We start from the raw sequence: 17,259 nt of genomic DNA on the forward strand, positions 1-17,259 counted from the left end.
TCCGTGCAAGGCCGGGATCAGCCCGCCAGGGCCTTGTTCAGATACTCATCGACCTTTTCCAGATAGCCCATCGTCGACAGCCACTTCTGATCCGGGCCGACCAGCAGCGCGAGATCCTTGGTCATGAAGCCGTCCTCGACGGTTTGCACCGTCACCCGCTCCAGCGTTTCGGCAAAGCGCAGCAGGTCCGCGTTGTTGTCCAGCTTGGCGCGGTGCTTCAGCCCGCCGGTCCAGGCAAAGATCGACGCGATGGAGTTGGTCGAGGTTTCCTTGCCCTTCTGATGTTCGCGGTAGTGGCGGGTCACGGTGCCGTGCGCCGCCTCTGCCTCGACCGTCTTGCCATCGGGCGTCATCAGCACCGAGGTCATCAGGCCCAGCGATCCAAAGCCCTGCGCGACGGTGTCCGACTGCACGTCGCCATCATAGTTCTTGCAGGCCCAGACGTAGCCACCCGACCATTTCATCGCCGAGGCGACCATATCGTCGATCAGGCGGTGTTCATAGGTGATGCCGGCAGCCTTGAACTTGTCGGCGAATTCCTCGTCGAACACCTGCTGGAACAGATCCTTGAAGCGGCCGTCATAGGCCTTGAGGATGGTGTTCTTGGTGCTGAGGTACACCGGCCAGCCCTTGACCAGGCCATAGTTCATCGAGGCGCGGGCAAAGTCGATGATCGACTGGTCCAGGTTGTACATGGCCATGGTCACGCCCGAACCGGGGGCATCGAACACGTCGCGTTCGATCACGGTGCCGTCTTCGCCAACAAACTTGATCGTCAGCTTGCCCTTGCCGGGGAAGCGGAAATCGGTGGCGCGGTACTGGTCGCCAAAGGCATGGCGGCCCACCACGATGGGCTGGGTCCAGCCCGGCACCAGGCGGGGCACGTTCTTGCAGATGATCGGTTCGCGGAAGATCACGCCGCCCAGGATGTTGCGGATGGTGCCGTTGGGCGACTTCCACATTTCCTTGAGGCCGAATTCCTCGACGCGGGCTTCGTCCGGGGTGATGGTGGCGCATTTCACCGCGACGCCGACCTCTTTGGTCTTGTTGGCAGCGTCGATGGTGATCTGGTCGTTGGTGCGGTCCCGCTCTTCGATGCCCAGATCATAATACAGCAGGTCAACGTCCAGATAGGGCAGGATCAGCTTCTTCTTGATGAAGTCCCAGATGATCCGGGTCATCTCGTCGCCGTCCATCTCGACGATGGGGTTTGCCACCTTGATCTTGCTCATTCGTGCCGCCCTTTCAGGTTGGAGGATTCGCTGGGGGCGTCTTATCGCAACCGCGCTGGTTTGGGAAGTCCGGTATGCGATTGCATACCGAATTGAACGCAGCTGCCGTTGCGCAGCCGGCGCTGATCGCCGTCGCGCTCTGCTGCCGGGCGGGTGGTCGGATCACCCTCCGGTCTGGCGTTGCAGTTTGCGCACCTGGTCGGCCGTCATATAGCCGGTGACGGTTTCACCGGCCGCTCGCTGCCATGCGGAGATCGCACTGCGCGTCAGGGGGCCGAAGGTGCCATTGGTCCCTTGGGTGCCATGGCCAAGCAGCGTCAGGCGCAACTGTATCTCGCGCCGTTCGCTGGCCGTCAGATCAAGGGCACGCTCCGCCCGTTCCGCATCAGACCCTGGCGCGGGGCGCGACGGGGTGATCCTGGAAAACTGATCCGAAATCATCTGCACCTGCCGGGCGGTGACATAGCCGGTGACGGAGTGCCGGTTCGCGGATTGCCAGCGCGAAATCGCGCTGCGGGTGTTGCTGCCCCACAATCCGTCGGCCCCGCGGGTGTCATAGCCCAGTCGGGTCAGTTGTTGCTGGATTTCCAGCCGTTGCGCGCGACTCAGACCGATCTGGGCTTCGAGGGCGGCAGGCGTATCCGCCGCTGGCGGCGTCACCGGCTGGGGGTCGGGGCGCGAAACGATATCGCCCAGGCGTTCCAGGGCGCGTTGGGCATCGGCCTTGTGCAGGCCGTTCGGAAATCGCGAAAGATAGTTGCGATATGCGGCTGCCGTGTCCGCGCGCTGCGCCTCGGCAAAGGCGGTGCGGTCCACCTGCTGGGCAAGCAGGGTCTGCGCAATGCCTGTGATTGCGTCCCCCAGATCCTGGGCTGCCGCGGGAACCGGCGCCGCCAGCGACGCACCAAGCACAAGGGGAAGAACTAGGCTCCGCATGATCCGGCCTCCTGACCAGTGACGTGCCGCGGGACCAGCCCCGCAGCGTTCGGCAAGGTAACGCCGAAGGGCGGAAATGGTTGCATGAGCGGCGCGCGATCAGCCCTCGGCGGCGACCTGTCCCTCGGCCAGCCGAACCACGCGGTCCATCCGGGCGGCGAGTTCCATGTTGTGCGTGGCGATCAAGGCGGACAAGCCGGTTTCCCGCACGATGTCCATCAGCACCGCAAAGACCTGATCCGCAGTTGCGGGATCCAGGTTGCCGGTGGGCTCGTCGGCCAGCAGCAGCTTTGGGGCATTGGCCAGTGCACGGCAGAACGCGACGCGCTGCGCCTCGCCTCCTGACAGTTGCGCGGGGCGATGCCCGGCGCGCGGGCCAAGGCCGACCCGTGACAGAAGCTCCATCGCCCGGTCCCTGGCCCTTCGGGCGCTGGCGCCATTGGCCTGTTGCGGCAACATGACATTTTCCAGCGCGCTGAATTCGGGCAGCAAATGGTGAAACTGGTAGACGAACCCCACCTCGGCCCGCCGGATGGCTGTGCGCGCGCGATCAGACAACCGGCCGGCGTCCTGCCCTGCAATCTCCACCACGCCCTTGTCGGGGGTGTCCAGCAGCCCCGCGATATGCAGCAGCGTGGACTTGCCCGACCCCGACGGTGCGACCAATGCCACAACCTCGCCCCGCGCGATCGGCAGGCTTGCGCCGCGCAGGACATGCACCGCGCCCACAGTGCCGGGGTTATATGTCTTCTGGATCCCGTCCAGCCGCAGAACCGTCTCACTCATGCCGCAGCGCCTCGACCGGATTCATGCGGGCGGCCCGCCACGCAGGCGGCAAGGTCACGATGAACGACAGGCCCAGCGACAGGGCCGCCGATTTCAGCACATCGACCAGCCGCAGTTCCGCCGGCAACGCATAGATGCCCCGGATCGACGGATCCCAGACGCCGCCCTGCCCGATGCCGTTCACCACCGCAAAGATAAAGTCGATGTTCTGCACGAACAGCACCCCGAGACCCAACCCCAACAGCGTGCCGGTAACGCCTGTCGCCACGCCACACAGAAAGAAGATGCGCAGCACCGCGCCTTCGGTCAGGCCCATGGTGCGCAGGATGCCGATGGCCCGGCTTTTGGTGCGCACCAGCATGATCAGCCCGGCGATGATGTTCAACGAGGCGATCAGCACCAGAATGGACAGGATGACGAACATCACATTGTCCTCGACCGTCAACGCCCGCAGAAAGCTGCCCGAGGCATCGCGCCATGTCCAGACAAGCGCCCCGTCGCCTGCCTGTTGCAGCAGGGACATGGCCATATCATCCACCTTGTCGGGGTCGCGCACCATCACTTCGATCTCGTCGGCAAGACCTTCGCGGTTGAAATAGCTCTGCGCCTCGGCAAAGGGCATGTAGATGCGCGTGCGGTCGATGTCCCAGCGCCCGGCTGTGAAAATCGCGACCACCTCATAGGCATTGACGCGGGGCGATGTGCCAAAGGCCGTCTTGACCCCCTCGGGCGAAATTACCTTGATCCGGTCGCCGATCATCACGCCAAGTTCGCGGGCCAACCCCGATCCGATGGCAATCCCCTCGTCAAAGCGCGCCAGATCGCCTTCCAGCTCTGCTTCGGCGCCCGCAACGCGCGGTATGCCGCGCAGATCGTCCAGCGCAATTCCGAACACCTCGGCCCCGGCATTGCGGCCATTCGCATTCGCCATGATCTGGCCACGGATCAACGGCGCCGCGCGCGTGACGTCGGGCACCCGCACCAGACGCTCGGCCCAGCCGTCATAGTCCTGTATCCCGCGCTCTATCCCGCCCTGCTCGGTCGTGCGTGCCGACGCATAGACGGTGACATGCGCATTCGCGCCCAGAATCGTATCGACAAACTCGGTACGAAAGCCCGACCGCACCGCCAGCGTGGCCACCAGCGCGAATACCGCCAGCGTGATTCCCAGCAGGCTGATGATGGTGACGATCGAAACGCCGCCATCGGCGCCGATCCCGCGCATGTAGCGCCAGGCGATCATCCATTCGAAGCGGGAAAAGGGTGTTGTGCGGCTGGCCAAGGGATCCCCCGGAGTGTCAGGCAGACATGCCCGCGCCCCCTGAAAAGGTCAACCCTGACAGACCGCCCGCCGCTTCACAAAGCCGAAGCCCCGGCGGGGCGCCGCACATTCAGGAAAAGCGTGGCGCCGCTGCGTGCGGGCTGGGCAATCCGGCGGGTTCCGGGCTAGGCTGGTCCCATGTCGGACATCGCCTCCCGCCCCTTTGCACCTGATGACTTTGCGGCTTGCCTGTCGATCTTCGACAGCAATGTGCCGCCTTTTTTCGATCCCTCGGAACGACCGGAGTTCTGCGCGTTCCTGCACGGCATCACGGCAGATCGCACCCCCTATCTGGTCCTGCTGCGCAATGGCATTGTGGTCGGCTGTGGCGGGCTGATCATAGATGCCGATGCCCGGCAAGCGACATTGTGCTGGGGCATGATCCACCGTGCCTGCCACGGCGCCGGGCTGGGAACCGCCCTGACGAGGGAACGGCTTGGGCTTGCTGCCGCATTGCCGCAGGTGGACGAGGTGGTTCTGGCCACCAGCCAGCACACACAGCAGTTTTATGCGGGGTTCGGCTTCGGCCTGCGGTCCGTCGCCCCCAACGGCTTTGGCGCGGGGCTTGACCGTTGGGATATGGCCCTGCGCCTGCGCCCGGCACGGCGCTGATCACGCCACCGCCGACACGGTCATACGTGCTGCGCGCCATTCACCTCGATCTCGGTTCCCGAGATATAGCTCGATTGCTCCGAACACAGGAACCAGATCGCATCCGCGACCTCGCTTGGCTGGCCCAGGCGGCGCATCGGCAATGCTTCGACGATCTTGTCGGTGCCGGGCGACAGGATCGAGGTTTCCACCTCTCCCGGCGCGATGGCATTGACCCGCACGCCCAGCGGCCCGAAGTCATGCGCCATCTCCCGCGTCAACGCGGCCAGCGCGGCCTTGGACGTGGCATAGGCCGCTCCGGCAAAGGGATGGACCCGGCTGCCCGCGATCGAGGTGACATTGACGACCGCCCCCTTGGCGGCCGAAAGTTCGTCCTTCAGCCCGCGCGCCAGCACGACGGGGGCAAAGAAATTGACGTGGAACACCTGCCCCCAGGTCCGCAGGTCGGTATCCAGCGTCCCCAGCCGCGCGCCCCCCGCGCCCTTGGGCGAGATCCCGGCATTGTTCACCAGCGCATGAACCCTGCCGCCGACCTTGGCCTTGATGGTTTCAATGGCGGCGATGGTCTTTTCCGGGTCCACAAGATCAAGCTGGATGTGGTTTTCCTCTCCTCCCGGCCAGGGACAGCGCGCATCGAAGGGCTGGCGCGAACAGGTCAGCACGCGCCATCCTTCTGCCGAGAACCGCTTGACCGTGGCGTGGCCAATCCCGCGCGAGGCGCCGGTCAGGACAAGGGTTTTCTGTTCGGGCATTCACGCCTCCGCTGCTGTGGTCCCAAGGTAAGCTGCGGGCGGGAAAAGGCAAGGGTGCCGGATCACCCGCCCTTGGCAGACGCGGCGCAAGCGGTTACGAAACGGCACCCATCCACTGTGCCCCGACCGGAGGCCCCATGAAAAAGCAGCTTGCCATGACGCGCGATCCCGCCGCCACCGCAAAGACCCTGTCCGAGGCCCTGCCCTATCTGCAACGCTATGCCGGCGCCATCGTGGTGGTGAAGTTCGGCGGCAATGCCATGGGAGACGAGGCTGCAATGGCCGAATTCGCCCGCGACATCGTGCTGATGCGCCAGGTGGGGGTCAATCCCGTCGTGGTGCATGGCGGCGGACCGATGATCAACGATCTGCTGGCCCGGCTGGGGATCAAGTCGGAATTCGTGCGCGGCAAGCGCGTGACCGACAAGGCCACGGTCGAGGTGGTGGAAATGGTGCTCACCGGCCTTGTGAACAAGCGCATCGTCCAGGCCATCATGGACGAAGGCGGCCGCGCCGTCGGCCTGTCCGGCAAGGACGACGACATGATGGTCTGCGAGGCGGACGACCCCGAACTGGGCTTTGTCGGCAAGCCGGTGGAAATGAACGTCCAGGTGCTGCGCGATCTGTTCAGCGCGGGCATCATTCCCGTGGTGGCCCCCGTGGCCACCGGGATGAACGAGAACGAGACCTTCAACGTCAACGGCGACACCGCCGCCGGTGCCATTGCCGGGGCGCTCAAGGCCGATCGCCTGTTGCTGCTGACGGATGTTGCAGGCGTCAAGAACGCCGCCGGCGAGGTGATGACCCAACTCACCCCCGAGGAGGTCCGCCAGATGACCGATGACGGCGTGATTGCCGGCGGCATGATCCCGAAGACCGAAACCGCGCTGGCCGCGCTGGATCAGGGCGTGCGCGCCGTGGTCATCCTGGACGGGCGCGTCCCGAATGCCTGCCTGCTGGAACTGTTCACCGATCAGGGCGCAGGCAGCATGATCCGCACCACCGAGCCGCGCGTGAAACCGCGCGAGGCGTGAGCCTGGGCGACATCTCCGCACGGCTGGCCGCGCATCGGCTGGCCGTGTTCGGCGGTTTCCATCCCGGCCCGGACGACGGGGCGCCGCCCGGCACCCGCACCTTGCTGCTGATCGGCCCGGACGAGCCGGGATTCTGGCCTCGGTTCACCGCCGATCCCGAATGGCAGGACGGCCGCCCCGACCCGATGGACCGCTGGTCGCGCCGGGTGATCGGTCGCATCGCCTGTGATCTGGCGGCCAAGGCGGTGTTCCCGTTTGGCGGCCCGCCCTTTGCCCCGTTCTACCGCTGGGCGCTGGCCAGCGGGCGGGCCTGGGCCAGCCCGGTGCATCTGCTGGTGCATGACAGGGCCGGGCTGATGGTCAGTTATCGCGGCGCATTGGCGCTGAAACGGCACCTCGATCTGCCGCCGCCGCCGCCCTGCCCCTGCGATGGCTGCCCCCGCCCCTGCCTGTCCGCCTGCCCCGCCACCGCGTTGACCGGCGCAGGGTACGACGTGCCCGCCTGCCGGACCTGGCTGGCAGCCTCTGGCACCGACTGTCTTGCCGCAGGCTGCCAGGTGAGACGGGCCTGTCCAGTTGCCCAAAGCTATGGCAGGGTGGAGTCGCAATCCGCCTATCACATGAGCATGTTTCATAAATGAGCACCCTTCGTCTGATTCTGACCCGCCACGCCAAATCCAGTTGGGATGATCCCACCGTCGCAGACCACGACCGCCCGCTGAATGCGCGCGGCATCCGGGCGGCGGGGTTGATCGGGGGCTGGCTGGCCTCGCGCGGGGATGTGCCGGGGGAAGTGTTGTGCTCTGATGCTGCCCGCACCCGCGAAACCTGGGAGCGGATCGCTCCCCATCTGCCCGGCACGCCGGAGGCCACGCTGAAACCCGCGCTGTACCATGCCGGGCCCGACGTGATGCTTGCTGTGCTGCGCAGCGCCACCGCGCCCGTGGTCATGATGCTGGGCCACAACCCCGGCATCGCGGAATTTGCCGAACGCCTGCTGGCCCGCGCCCCGGCCGACCCCGAGTTCCGCCGCTATCCCAGCGGCGCCACCCTGGTGGCCACCTTCGAGGCCGCGCGCTGGCAGGATGTCGCTTTCGGCACCGGGTCGGTGCTGGATTTCGTGGCACCGCGCAGCCTCGAAGGCTGATCCGTTCACGCCCGATCACGATTTCCCGAGGTTTTCTCTGGACACGCCCCGCTCTGCCCCACAAAGAGGCAAGTGGGGAAACCAGAGAAGACACGAGAGGACGGCAGATGGCGGGCGACCCTGGCCAGGCCGGCACCGACGGCGCCCTGCTGCGTCTGTCGCTACTGGGTGGGTGTGACATCGCGGGGGCCGACGGGCAATCGCTGCATCTTGCATCCCGCAAGGCCAAGGCGGTGCTGGCGGTGCTGGCCCTGTCTGACGGCATGGCTCTGGGCCGCGACCGGCTTTGTGGTCTGCTCTGGGCCGAAGCGGCCGAAGATCAGGCCCGCGCCTCGCTTCGTCAATGCCTCAAGCTGATCCGCCAGGCCCTGGGCGCACAGGCAGAGCCGGTCATCAAGGCCGACCGGCTGACCATGGCGCTTGATCGTGCGGGCGTCGATCTTGACGTGACGCGCCTGCTGGACCGCCTGGCCAAGGCCGACCTGACCGATCCCGCGCTTTTGCAGCCGATGCTGCACGAAAGCCTGCTTGCAGGGTTCGACGGCATCGACCCCGGCTTTGATGCCTGGCTGGCCGTGTGGCGCGAAACGCTGCGCCGCCGTGTGCAGGCGGTGCTGGAAACCGCCATGACCGCCGATCCGTCCAGCGAGCGCCAGGAACAGGCGGCCCAGGCGCTGCTCGCCCTCGATCCCGCGCATGAGCCCGCCTTGCGCGCCCTGATGCGCCACCGTGCCGGGCGCGGCGACCGCGCGGGCGCCCTGCGCGAGTTCGAGACCTTCCGCGCCCGCCTGCTGGCCGACTATGACGCCGAACCCGATTCCGACACGCTGGATCTGCACGCCACCCTCAGGGACGACACGCCCCGCCCGGTGCAGGCAGCTGCCCAGCCCATGCCCGCACCAGCCCCCGCAGGCAGCGTCACCGTGATCGCAGTTGCGGAAACGCTGTCGGGCGATACCGAGGCGGATGCGGCCTGCCGGTCCTTTGGATTGGCGCTGCGCGGAATGCTGGCACGGTTCCGCCACTGGACGGTGATCGCGGCCCCGCCCGACGCCGAACCCGCCCTGCCCCCCGGCAGCCATGTGCTGCGTCTGACCCCCCTGCCCAGTGCGGGCGGCTTGTCGCTCTCGGTCGTTCTGGCAGGCGCCGGGCCGCAGGGCGCGACGATCTGGACCCAGATGGCCGACATCTCCACCGCCCGCACAATGGCCAGCCAGGAAGCGGTCTTGCGCGGCATCTGCGGGGCGCTGGATGTCTACCTGTCACAGGCCCGCCTGTCGCAGTTGCGCCTGCGCGAGCCGCACAGCCTGAACGCGCTTGAAAAATGGATGCGCGGCCAACAGTTGATGGACCAATGGGATCCGACCGCTGACAGCCGGGCCGAAACCATGTTTCTCGAAGCGATCCACGCCTGGCCCGATCACCCGACGCTGCTGGCCAATCTGGCCGATCTCTACAACTCACGCCACATCGTCTATCCCGGTGTGCGTCGCCGCCCCGAGCTGGAACGCAAGGCGATGCAGCTTGCACGCCGCGCCGTCGCGCTCGATCCGCTGGATCCGCGCTGCCACGTCACGCTGGGCTGGTCGCTGGCCATGGCCGGGCGCTTTGAACAGGCCGGACACAGCTTTCTGCGCGGGCACGAACTGAATCCGGCAGACCCCGCCATCGCCATGTCTGCGGCCCACGGCATGGGGGTGCTCGACCGGCTTTCGGATTCGCTACGCCTGTGCAAGGCAGCCTTCGACTGCCACCCCGCCCCGCCCTGGACCTTCTGGGGCTTTGAATCCAACCTGCTGTTCCTGGCGGGAGAGTATGACGGCGCCGTGCGCTCTGCCGATCGTTCGGGCGAGGTCAAGGCCAATATCCTCGGCTGGAAATGCGCGGCCCTTGGTATGCTGGGCGACCCTCGGGCACGGGGCGACGCGCAGGAATTCCTTGACCGCATCCGCGAGGCATGGACCGCCGACAGCCCACCGACCGATGCCGAGGCGATTTCCTGGTTCGTCGATATCTTCCCCTTCGCCCGCCCCGCCCAACGCGCCCATCTGTGCGAAGGTCTGTCCCGCGCGGGTTTGCCGGTGCCGGATAGCGCGGCACGTTAGGCCGTGCCGTGCCAGGCTGGCGCGCGCACCCCTGACTCTGATCCGATTGTTTCGCGGGATGAATTGGCCTGAATGGCCAAGATTGGGGCAGTCGCCCGCCCATCCAAGGCAGCAGATGCAACCGAAACCGCCCGGCATCCCTTGCGGGATACCGGGCGGTTGCCCCAGGGCGGGGAGGGGAGCCACACCCATCCCCGAGGCGATGGCCGTCGGGGCGCGCCTGCCCCTTGGCCTAATGAATAGATGAAAATGTCTGCCTGAAATGGCACCCGCCGCTGGGGACGGCGGTGTTCCGGGCCTGCCTAGCGACAGTAGTTGAGCGTGTAATCGCCCACCCGGAATTCATAAAACTGCTCTTCGGTCAGGCCCGCGTTGCCCTCGACCCATTCCTTGTATTGCGGCGGCAACGGGTAATCGCCACCCGGCTGACGGAACCGGCACACCGCCGCCAAGGCCATTTCGGGGCTGGGATACATCGCGATGAAGGTCTTGGCCGGACGCGGCTCGAACCGGATCGCCCAATCCGCCGGAACGGGAATGCCCAGATCGTCCAGCACCTCGCGCATCACCGGCTCCGGCACTGCTGCCGGGTCCAACTCGCCCAGCGCCAGTTTCAGGATCAGACGGCCAAAGCGGGCAAAGGCATGGGAATCCGGCACCTGCATCAGCAGCGACGGGTCGGCTTGCGTACAATCCAGCGCATAGTCCTGCGAGAGAATCTCGATGACCTGTTCCTTGGTCAGCGGGGCGGGCGGGGCGTTGTTTTCCTGTTGGTCGTTCATACGTGCATCCTTCCGTTTCGCGCCTTGTTTGTGCGTTGCATGTGCAACGGGCATCCGGGCGGCGCGTGCCCGGTGCTACTGTTCGGTCATCCTGCGGCAAAATCCACAAGTTCAGGCATCGTGGCGGGCATACCGGGCCCGGACGGGTAAAGTTCGCGCCACAACAGGGCGGCAGCGTCATCAAGGCTGGCCTCGCCGCCAAAACCGGGATCGGCCAGCGCCGCGGCAAAGGTTTCGGCCACAACCAGACCGCCGACCGGCCCCAGCCGCTCTCCCGCCCCGAAATGCCGGGCTTCGGCCAGAATGTAGAAGAACAACGGTGTACGCTGCGACAGAAAGCCGATGTCGGCCTCTGTCACACAGCGTTCCCCGATACAGCCCGCCGTGCGCCCAGTCCGCAGGATATGGTCCAGTGCCGCCTGCGGCAGCACCTCAGTCGGGGCAATCTTGCCTGCCTGAACCAGATGCCGCGCCAACGCCTGTCCGGTTGGCAGCCGCGCCATCAGCCCCTTGGCCATGGTTCGCCACCCCAGCCCCAGACGATGCCCGGCCAGACCGGGCAGATCGGCGGGCGGCGCGACGCGGGTCGCCGCATGGCGGCGCAGCGGCTCGGCAATGGTGGGACCAAGCGGGCGGGCGCGGTTCATGCGCGGATTGGCCGCCTGCCCTGTCAATGGATCGAAGAACAGCGACCAGTCGATCACCCAGGTGTCATCGGCAGGCAGATCGCGGGTCGGATGCAGGCCGAAAAAATCCATCAACCGCTCCAGCCGGGCCGGACCCGACGGGCCGGACCCGGAATGCACCGCGCTGAACTCATAAACCGGCTGCACCATCGCGTGCCCAAAGCGCAGCACCGCCAGCGCCGCCTCCAGCCCCACGGGACCGGCGGTGGCAGGGGTCGCCAGCCGGGCCAGCGCGGATGGCGGCAACAGACGCGGCAGAAAATCCCCGCGCAGGATCTGGCGGTAGATCGCGGTCAACATGCAGCGCGCCGCCTCGAAGGGGCGGGCGAACAGCCGGTTGTGCGCCCGTCCCGATGCCGCATGATCCTGCGCCGCATCATACAGGCGGTTGTGCGTCTTCATCAGCAACACGACCAGTTGGCTGACGATCAGGTTGTCGGCATTACGTGTATCGGCCAGCAAAGGGTCGAACCGCGTGTCGCCGGGGGCTGCCCCCAGTTCGGGGCCCAGTGGCAGGCGGGGAATGTCCTCTTGCCGGGTCGGATGGCCGCGTAGTGCCGGATCGCCGCTGCTGTCACGCATCCAGCCCAGCCGGAACCGGGCCCGATGCTCGGTCGCGTCCGTCGGCTCGAAAAAGGCCGGGCTTCCAGCGGGGCCGCCACCGTAAAGCGATGCCAGATCCAGCGCCGCGCTCTGGATGTTGCCGAACTGGCGGCGCGGCAGGTTGCGGTCCAGCGTGGTGCGGAAACTGGCGGTATTGACCAGATCATGGATGGCGAACTGCGCAAGATAGGTATAGCCCGCCGGCAGATCGCCCAGGCTGCCCGTCAGCTTCAGCGCGCCGACATGCATCTGCGTCGACAACCGCGCAAGCATGTCCAGCAGTTCGGGCAGCGCGACACCGGTCGCAGGATCGTCCAGCAGATCTTCGGGGGCATAGTCGAACATCGGCTCATAGCGGTCAAAGCCCGGCAAGGGCTCTGCCCGCGATGCAGGCGGCTGCGCGGCAAGACGCAGCCATTCCTGAAAGACCAGATCGAATCCCTGCCCGTGGCGCATTGTGTGTTCCGTTTCCTTCACATCGTCCGCAGCGTCGCTTCCGGCGGCGCGGGACTATCCAACAGCACAAGCGGCGTTGCGCGGGCGACCAGCACGGGCAGATCGGCCGGCGGAACCCCCACCACCAGATGCCGCACCCGCCCCCAGTCCAGCAACGACGCCGGACAGGCAGGATCAATCTCCGACCGGCAAATGACCTGACCCAACGCAGGGTAACGCGCCCACAGGTGGCGTATCAACTGCGCCAAGGCCAGGGTCTGCCACCCCGATGGGGCGACATCGGGCGCCTGCGGGCTGGCGGCAACAAGGACCGACAGGGTGACATGGTTCAGGCGCGGCTTGCCGCCTGCAAGGGCCGGATGCGCCAGTCGGGCGGGAAGATGCCGCGCCGCGCGCCCCTCGGGCGCCGCGGCCCACAGGAACCGGCCATGCTGATCCTCGCCCTCTGCGGGGATGATCCAGTGCCAACTGGCCCGCCCGGCCTGCATCAGCGCCAACGCCTGATCGGTTCCCGTGCTGCGCGCGCAATGCACCACCAGCGCCTCGACCCCGAACACAGGATCCCCGGCCTGACGCAGGGTTGACTGCTTCCAGACCGAGCGGATACCGGGATAGGCCTCGACGGCCACGGGCGCACTCAGCGGGCGCTGCGCGGCGGGAAGGGAAAACTGGCGGACACTCACACGGCTCATGTACATATCGGGCCTTTCACGGGGCGGAACACCGGATCACCATCCGGCACCGGAACTGCGATTCGCATAGGTCGCGTGATTGCAGCGTGATTGCACGACAGCACAGGAGCAGCGGATGCAGCCACAGGACTTTGCACAGGCCGCTGCGGCCTTGCGCGCTGGTGCCGCGCTGGTCGATGTGCCGGGGTTTCCCGGCGGTCTGGGTCAGGGCATGGCCGCGCTGGCCGCACTCGCCGCCGGGTGCAGCCATCTGTTCCTGGCCCGCCCCCCGATGGCCCCCGGCGCTGTCCTGTGCGGGGCGAGCCATGTGCCGCAGCCGGGCCTGCGCGCCCATGCCGCTGGTCTGGGGCCGACGCCGCAGGCCGCCTTTGCCCGCGCGATGGGCGAAGTCGCGGAAACGCGCGCCTTGTACCGCAGCCCCGGCGACCCACGGATCGACATGGCGGACACCCTGCCCTTGCTGGGCGCGGAACTGCGCCCGTCAGGCAGAATTCCGGCGCATGGCCTGCTGCGCGACGCGGACCGCAATGCCCATGGCAATGGCCTTGGCGCGGGCCATGACGTGACCATGGCCGCCAGCGCCGCCTGGCGCGAGGCTGTCGAGCGACATGCCATCGCCGTCTGGTTCCGCAACCAGGCGCCCGCCGTTCCCCTGCCCTCGCCTGCCGCAGCGCAGCGACTGGAATCCGCGCTGCGGCGCAACTTCAAGGCGGAGCCGTTGCGATACCTTCTGTTGCCGGGCGCCGTGCCGGGGCTGGTCGTCGTCGTGGCATTGTCCGAAGGGACATGGGGCTGCCTGCCCGGATATGGCTGTGCCCCGACCGCAGCCGAAGCCGCCTGCAAGGCCGCTACAGAAGCCGTGATGGGGGAATTCGCACTGTATCTGGAACATCGCGCCAGAACCGAAGAGGGGCGCGCACCACCGGCGCAGGGCTTTACCGCCCGTGCCGCGATGCTGGCCACCCGAACCGATCTGACCCAGCCCCCCGCAGGCGGCGCACTGATGACAGGCGCAGCGCGGCAACCGGCCTTTGCGGATCTGACCGTTGCGGATGATGGCCTTGTGGTCCTGCGCAGCGTGACGCCGGGCCTGCTCTACCCGGACGAAACACCCGGCCCGGTCTAGGGCCGGACAGCCCAAGTGGTGCATCGGCCTTGAGAACACCGGCCATGCCCGACGGCACCAGCCGACAGGCCATGCCCCCGGTTCCGGGGGGGATGCAGTCACAGCATTTCACGTTAGGTTGAACCGATCGCGAATCGACGACACATCCTCACCAGGCTCCAAATGCCACGCTGGCTGAACACCCCGATCACGCTGCCTTTGACGGCGCTCGCCCTTGGCCTGCTGATGGCGGCGATCACCGTCGCGCTGACCCTTGGCCAACCGTGGATGGGCCTGCGCCTGGCCGCGAGCCCCGAGGAGAATGCGGTCGTGATCACGGCCGTTGCGCCAACCGGCCCTGCGGCCCAGGCCGGGGCGCAGCCCGGCGCGGTGCTGGTCGCGCTGAACGGCATTGCCCTCGAAGCCGACGACCTGATCGAGGAACCCGACATGATCGAGTCCTTCGATGCCTTCGCGCGGTTCATCGCGCGGCAGGATCGTCTGGCCCAACAGCTTCAGGGCGGGGGAAGCATCCTGATCGCGCTGGACGAAGACGAGGCGCGCGCGTTGCACCCCGCCCCGCTGCGCCCGTTGCAAACCTTGCCCGCCGCCTTCTGGGCGCAGGTGCTGGTCGGGTTGTTCGGATTCGTTGCCGGAAGCTGGGTTCTGGGATTGCGGCGCAGCCGGGCGGCGGCGTTCCTATGGCTGGCAGGCGTGGGATTGCTGCTGTCAGCCCACGCAGCGGCGATCTACTCGGCGCGGGAACTCGCCTTGCCGGGCGCGCAGTTCCAGATGCTCTCGTCGCTCAACCATCTTGGCGCGCTTGGGTTCGGGGCGGGAATGATCGGCCTGTTTCTGTGCTACCCGGTCCGTCTGGTTCCGTCGCGCTGGCAATTCCTGCCCGGCATTGCGCTGCTGATCTGGTGGGGGGCGAACCAACTTCGGCTGTTGCCCACCCCGGCTCTGGGGTTCCAACTGCCGGTGGCACTGGCACTGGCCGCCATCGCGGTCTGCGTCGCGCTGCAATACCGCGCCACACGGACCGATCCGCGCGCACGTGCCGCGCTGCGCTGGCTGGGACTGGCGGTCCTGATCGGCGCCGGGGCCTTTGTGATGACGATCATCGTGCCGATCCTGCTGGGATTCGATGCGCCGTTGTCACAGGGATTTGCCTTTCTGTTCTTCTTGCCGATCTATGCGGGCCTGGCGCTTGGCGTGGCCCGCTATCGGCTGTTCGAACTGGAGGACTGGGCCTTTCGCATCCTGTTCTATCTGGCAGGCATGGTGATGCTGCTGGTGCTGGATGCCTCGTTGATCGCCCTGATCGCGATGGATCGCGCCCCGGCCTTTGGCCTGTCGCTGCTGGCGGTCAGCCTGCTGTACCTTCCGTTGCGTGACGACATCGGGCGGCGCCTGCTGCGACGGCGCAACGACGTGTCCGGCCAAATGTTCCGGGCGATCACCGATGTCGCGCTGACCCCGCCGGACACCTCGCGGATCGAACGGTGGCAGGCGCTGCTGACCGCCAGTTTCGACCCGCTTCGCATCGAACCCATGGCCGAGACCCCGCCACATGTCAGGCTGGCCGAGGAAGGCTCCGTTCTGGAAATTCCCGCCGTGGACACGCTGCCACCGCAACGGCTGGTCTGGGCGCGGGGCGGGCGGGCCTTGTATTCGCTCCATGATCTGGCGCGCGCCGAAGAGATGGTGACAATGCTGGATCAGGCGGCCGCCAGCCGTCGCGCCTATGAAATGGGGGCCGCCGAAGAGCGCGCCAGGATCGCACAGGACATGCACGATAACATCGGCATCCAGTTGACCGGCGCACTGCATTCCGGCTCTGCCGCCCGCAAAGACGCGCTGATCCGCGAAACGCTGAGCGACCTGCGCGACATCATCTCGAATGCCAATCGTGCCGATCTGGAACTGGAAGAGTTGCTCGCCGATCTGCGTGCAACCATGGGCGAGCATCTTTCGTCTGTCGGCATCGCGCTGGACTGGAAAGTAGTCGGGGCCGGCCCCTCCCGCTCGGAGCCACGCCAGGCCCATGCGCTGCGGTCCATCCTGCGCGAGGCGGTCAGCAACGCCCTGCGCCATTCCGGCGCGTCGCAGGTGCGGGTCCGTGTGCGGATTTCCCCCGACGCGGTGCATGTCTCCGTCGAGGACAATGGCCGCGGCATCGGCGATGCCATCCCACAACCGGGCGGCGGAAACGGCCTGTCCAACATGCGCGCGCGTGCCAACGGGATGGGGGGCGAGGTCATCATCACCGAGATCCCCGGTGGAGGAACGCGCGTGGAGGCGGTTTTGCCCATGGCATCGGCAGGAAAAGCAGCATGAGATCCGTCCTGATCGTAGAGGACGTTGCGGAAACCCGCCGCTGGCTGGGGGGGATCGTGCACAGGGCCTTTCCAGAGGCACAACTGGTCGAGGCATCGACCCTGCGGATGGCACAAGGGTTGTTGCGCGAAAGCTTCGACCTGGCGCTGATCGACCTTGGCCTGCCCGACGGTAGCGGGCTGGACGTGCTGCGCGCCCTGCGCAATCAGCAAAGCGGGGCGCTGTGTGTCGTCACGACGGCGATGGGGGACGATGCCAGCATCGTGGCCGCCTTGTCATCCGGGGCGGATGGCTATCTGCTGAAAGAACAGCCTGCCGAAGTGCTCTCCCGGCAACTGCTGCAACTTGCGATCGGGGTTCCGGCACTGTCCCCCGCAGTCGCCCGGCGGATCATGGAGCATTTTCGCCTGACCGGACCTGCGGCGCCGCCGGACACCGGCCTGACCCAGCGCGAAACCGAAGTGCTGGGCCTGATCGGTCGCGGAATGCGCAACGTCGAGGTGGCGGCAGAGCTTGGCCTCGCCGAAACGACGGTGGCCGGGTACATCAAGGCAATCTACCGCAAACTCGGTATCTCCTCGCGCGCCGAAGCGTCCTGGCACGCCACACGGATGGGGCTGGGGGCGCGGCCTCATGGCGACGACTGATCCCGCCGACGACGACCGCCCCC

Annotated in this window: 16 protein-coding genes; 8 read left to right on the forward strand and 8 right to left on the reverse strand. The window is 66.9% G+C overall.

What is annotated here, in order from left to right:
* Positions 1–17 precede the first annotated feature (17 nt).
* The 4 genes from BW970_RS07140 to BW970_RS07155 all read right to left on the reverse strand — a co-directional run bounded on the left by BW970_RS07140 (position 18) and on the right by BW970_RS07155 (position 4,236).
* Entirely contained in the window at positions 18–1,232 is a 1,215-nt protein-coding gene (locus tag BW970_RS07140; protein WP_076529709.1) for an NADP-dependent isocitrate dehydrogenase, read from the reverse strand.
* A gap of 162 nt (positions 1,233–1,394) precedes the next feature.
* Positions 1,395–2,168 (reverse strand): peptidoglycan-binding domain-containing protein, encoded by a 774-nt coding sequence (locus BW970_RS07145; protein ID WP_076529710.1) that lies wholly within the window; start codon positions 2,166–2,168, stop codon positions 1,395–1,397.
* Positions 2,169–2,267: 99 nt separating this feature from the next.
* Positions 2,268–2,954, reverse strand: a complete 687-nt coding sequence (locus BW970_RS07150; protein WP_076529711.1) for an ABC transporter ATP-binding protein — start codon at positions 2,952–2,954, stop codon at positions 2,268–2,270.
* On the reverse strand, positions 2,947–4,236 hold the full coding sequence (locus tag BW970_RS07155) for an ABC transporter permease (RefSeq protein WP_076529712.1): 1,290 nt from the start codon (positions 4,234–4,236) through the stop codon (positions 2,947–2,949). The genes BW970_RS07150 and BW970_RS07155 overlap by 8 nt, the downstream gene beginning before the upstream one ends.
* Positions 4,237–4,413: 177 nt before the next feature.
* Here BW970_RS07155 and BW970_RS07160 point away from each other — a divergent pair, with 177 nt between their 5' ends.
* Complete coding sequence (locus BW970_RS07160) at positions 4,414–4,887, forward strand: GNAT family N-acetyltransferase (RefSeq protein ID WP_076529713.1); 474 nt, start codon at positions 4,414–4,416, stop codon at positions 4,885–4,887.
* 20 nt (positions 4,888–4,907) lie between these two features.
* On the opposite strand, the gene BW970_RS07165 is transcribed toward BW970_RS07160, so the two are convergent.
* Positions 4,908–5,639, reverse strand: a complete 732-nt coding sequence (locus tag BW970_RS07165) for an SDR family oxidoreductase (protein WP_076529714.1) — start codon at positions 5,637–5,639, stop codon at positions 4,908–4,910.
* A gap of 155 nt (positions 5,640–5,794) precedes the next feature.
* On the opposite strand from BW970_RS07165, the gene argB reads away from it, so the two are divergent.
* The 4 genes from argB (at position 5,795) to BW970_RS07185 (ending at position 9,925) form a co-directional block, all read left to right on the forward strand.
* A complete protein-coding gene (argB, locus tag BW970_RS07170) occupies positions 5,795–6,673 on the forward strand; it encodes an acetylglutamate kinase (protein ID WP_076530196.1) in 879 nt (292 codons plus the stop codon).
* On the forward strand, positions 6,670–7,314 hold the full coding sequence (locus BW970_RS07175; protein ID WP_076529715.1) for a ferredoxin: 645 nt from the start codon (positions 6,670–6,672) through the stop codon (positions 7,312–7,314). The genes argB and BW970_RS07175 overlap by 4 nt, the downstream gene beginning before the upstream one ends.
* Complete coding sequence (locus BW970_RS07180; RefSeq protein WP_076529716.1) at positions 7,311–7,820, forward strand: SixA phosphatase family protein; 510 nt, start codon at positions 7,311–7,313, stop codon at positions 7,818–7,820. Before BW970_RS07175 ends, BW970_RS07180 begins: the two co-directional genes overlap by 4 nt.
* A gap of 107 nt (positions 7,821–7,927) precedes the next feature.
* Positions 7,928–9,925 (forward strand): AfsR/SARP family transcriptional regulator, encoded by a 1,998-nt coding sequence (locus BW970_RS07185; RefSeq protein ID WP_076529717.1) that lies wholly within the window; start codon positions 7,928–7,930, stop codon positions 9,923–9,925.
* Between the two features lie 302 nt (positions 9,926–10,227).
* Here the strand turns inward: BW970_RS07185 and BW970_RS07190 are convergent, their stop codons facing one another.
* From BW970_RS07190 to BW970_RS07200, 3 genes are all read right to left on the reverse strand, one after another.
* Entirely contained in the window at positions 10,228–10,707 is a 480-nt protein-coding gene (locus BW970_RS07190; RefSeq protein ID WP_076529718.1) for a hypothetical protein, read from the reverse strand.
* 86 nt (positions 10,708–10,793) lie between these two features.
* Positions 10,794–12,452 carry a peroxidase family protein gene (locus BW970_RS07195; RefSeq protein WP_076529719.1) on the reverse strand — a complete coding sequence of 553 codons (1,659 nt, stop codon included), beginning with the start codon at positions 12,450–12,452 and terminating at the stop codon, positions 10,794–10,796.
* Positions 12,453–12,469: 17 nt separating this feature from the next.
* Positions 12,470–13,144, reverse strand: coding sequence for a hypothetical protein (locus BW970_RS07200; protein WP_144038898.1), 675 nt, complete (start codon positions 13,142–13,144; stop codon positions 12,470–12,472).
* Positions 13,145–13,259: 115 nt separating this feature from the next.
* On the opposite strand from BW970_RS07200, the gene BW970_RS07205 reads away from it, so the two are divergent.
* From BW970_RS07205 to BW970_RS07215, 3 genes are all read left to right on the forward strand, one after another.
* On the forward strand, positions 13,260–14,270 hold the full coding sequence (locus BW970_RS07205) for a YcaO-like family protein (protein ID WP_076529721.1): 1,011 nt from the start codon (positions 13,260–13,262) through the stop codon (positions 14,268–14,270).
* A 162-nt stretch (positions 14,271–14,432) separates the two neighbouring features.
* Positions 14,433–16,589, forward strand: a complete 2,157-nt coding sequence (locus tag BW970_RS07210; RefSeq protein WP_076529722.1) for a sensor histidine kinase — start codon at positions 14,433–14,435, stop codon at positions 16,587–16,589.
* Positions 16,586–17,236 carry a LuxR C-terminal-related transcriptional regulator gene (locus BW970_RS07215; RefSeq protein ID WP_076529723.1) on the forward strand — a complete coding sequence of 217 codons (651 nt, stop codon included), beginning with the start codon at positions 16,586–16,588 and terminating at the stop codon, positions 17,234–17,236. The genes BW970_RS07210 and BW970_RS07215 overlap by 4 nt, the downstream gene beginning before the upstream one ends.
* Positions 17,237–17,259: the final 23 nt, after the last annotated feature.

This window comes from Gemmobacter megaterium, assembly GCF_900156815.1.
Classification (GTDB): Bacteria; Pseudomonadota; Alphaproteobacteria; order Rhodobacterales; family Rhodobacteraceae; genus Wagnerdoeblera; species Wagnerdoeblera megaterium.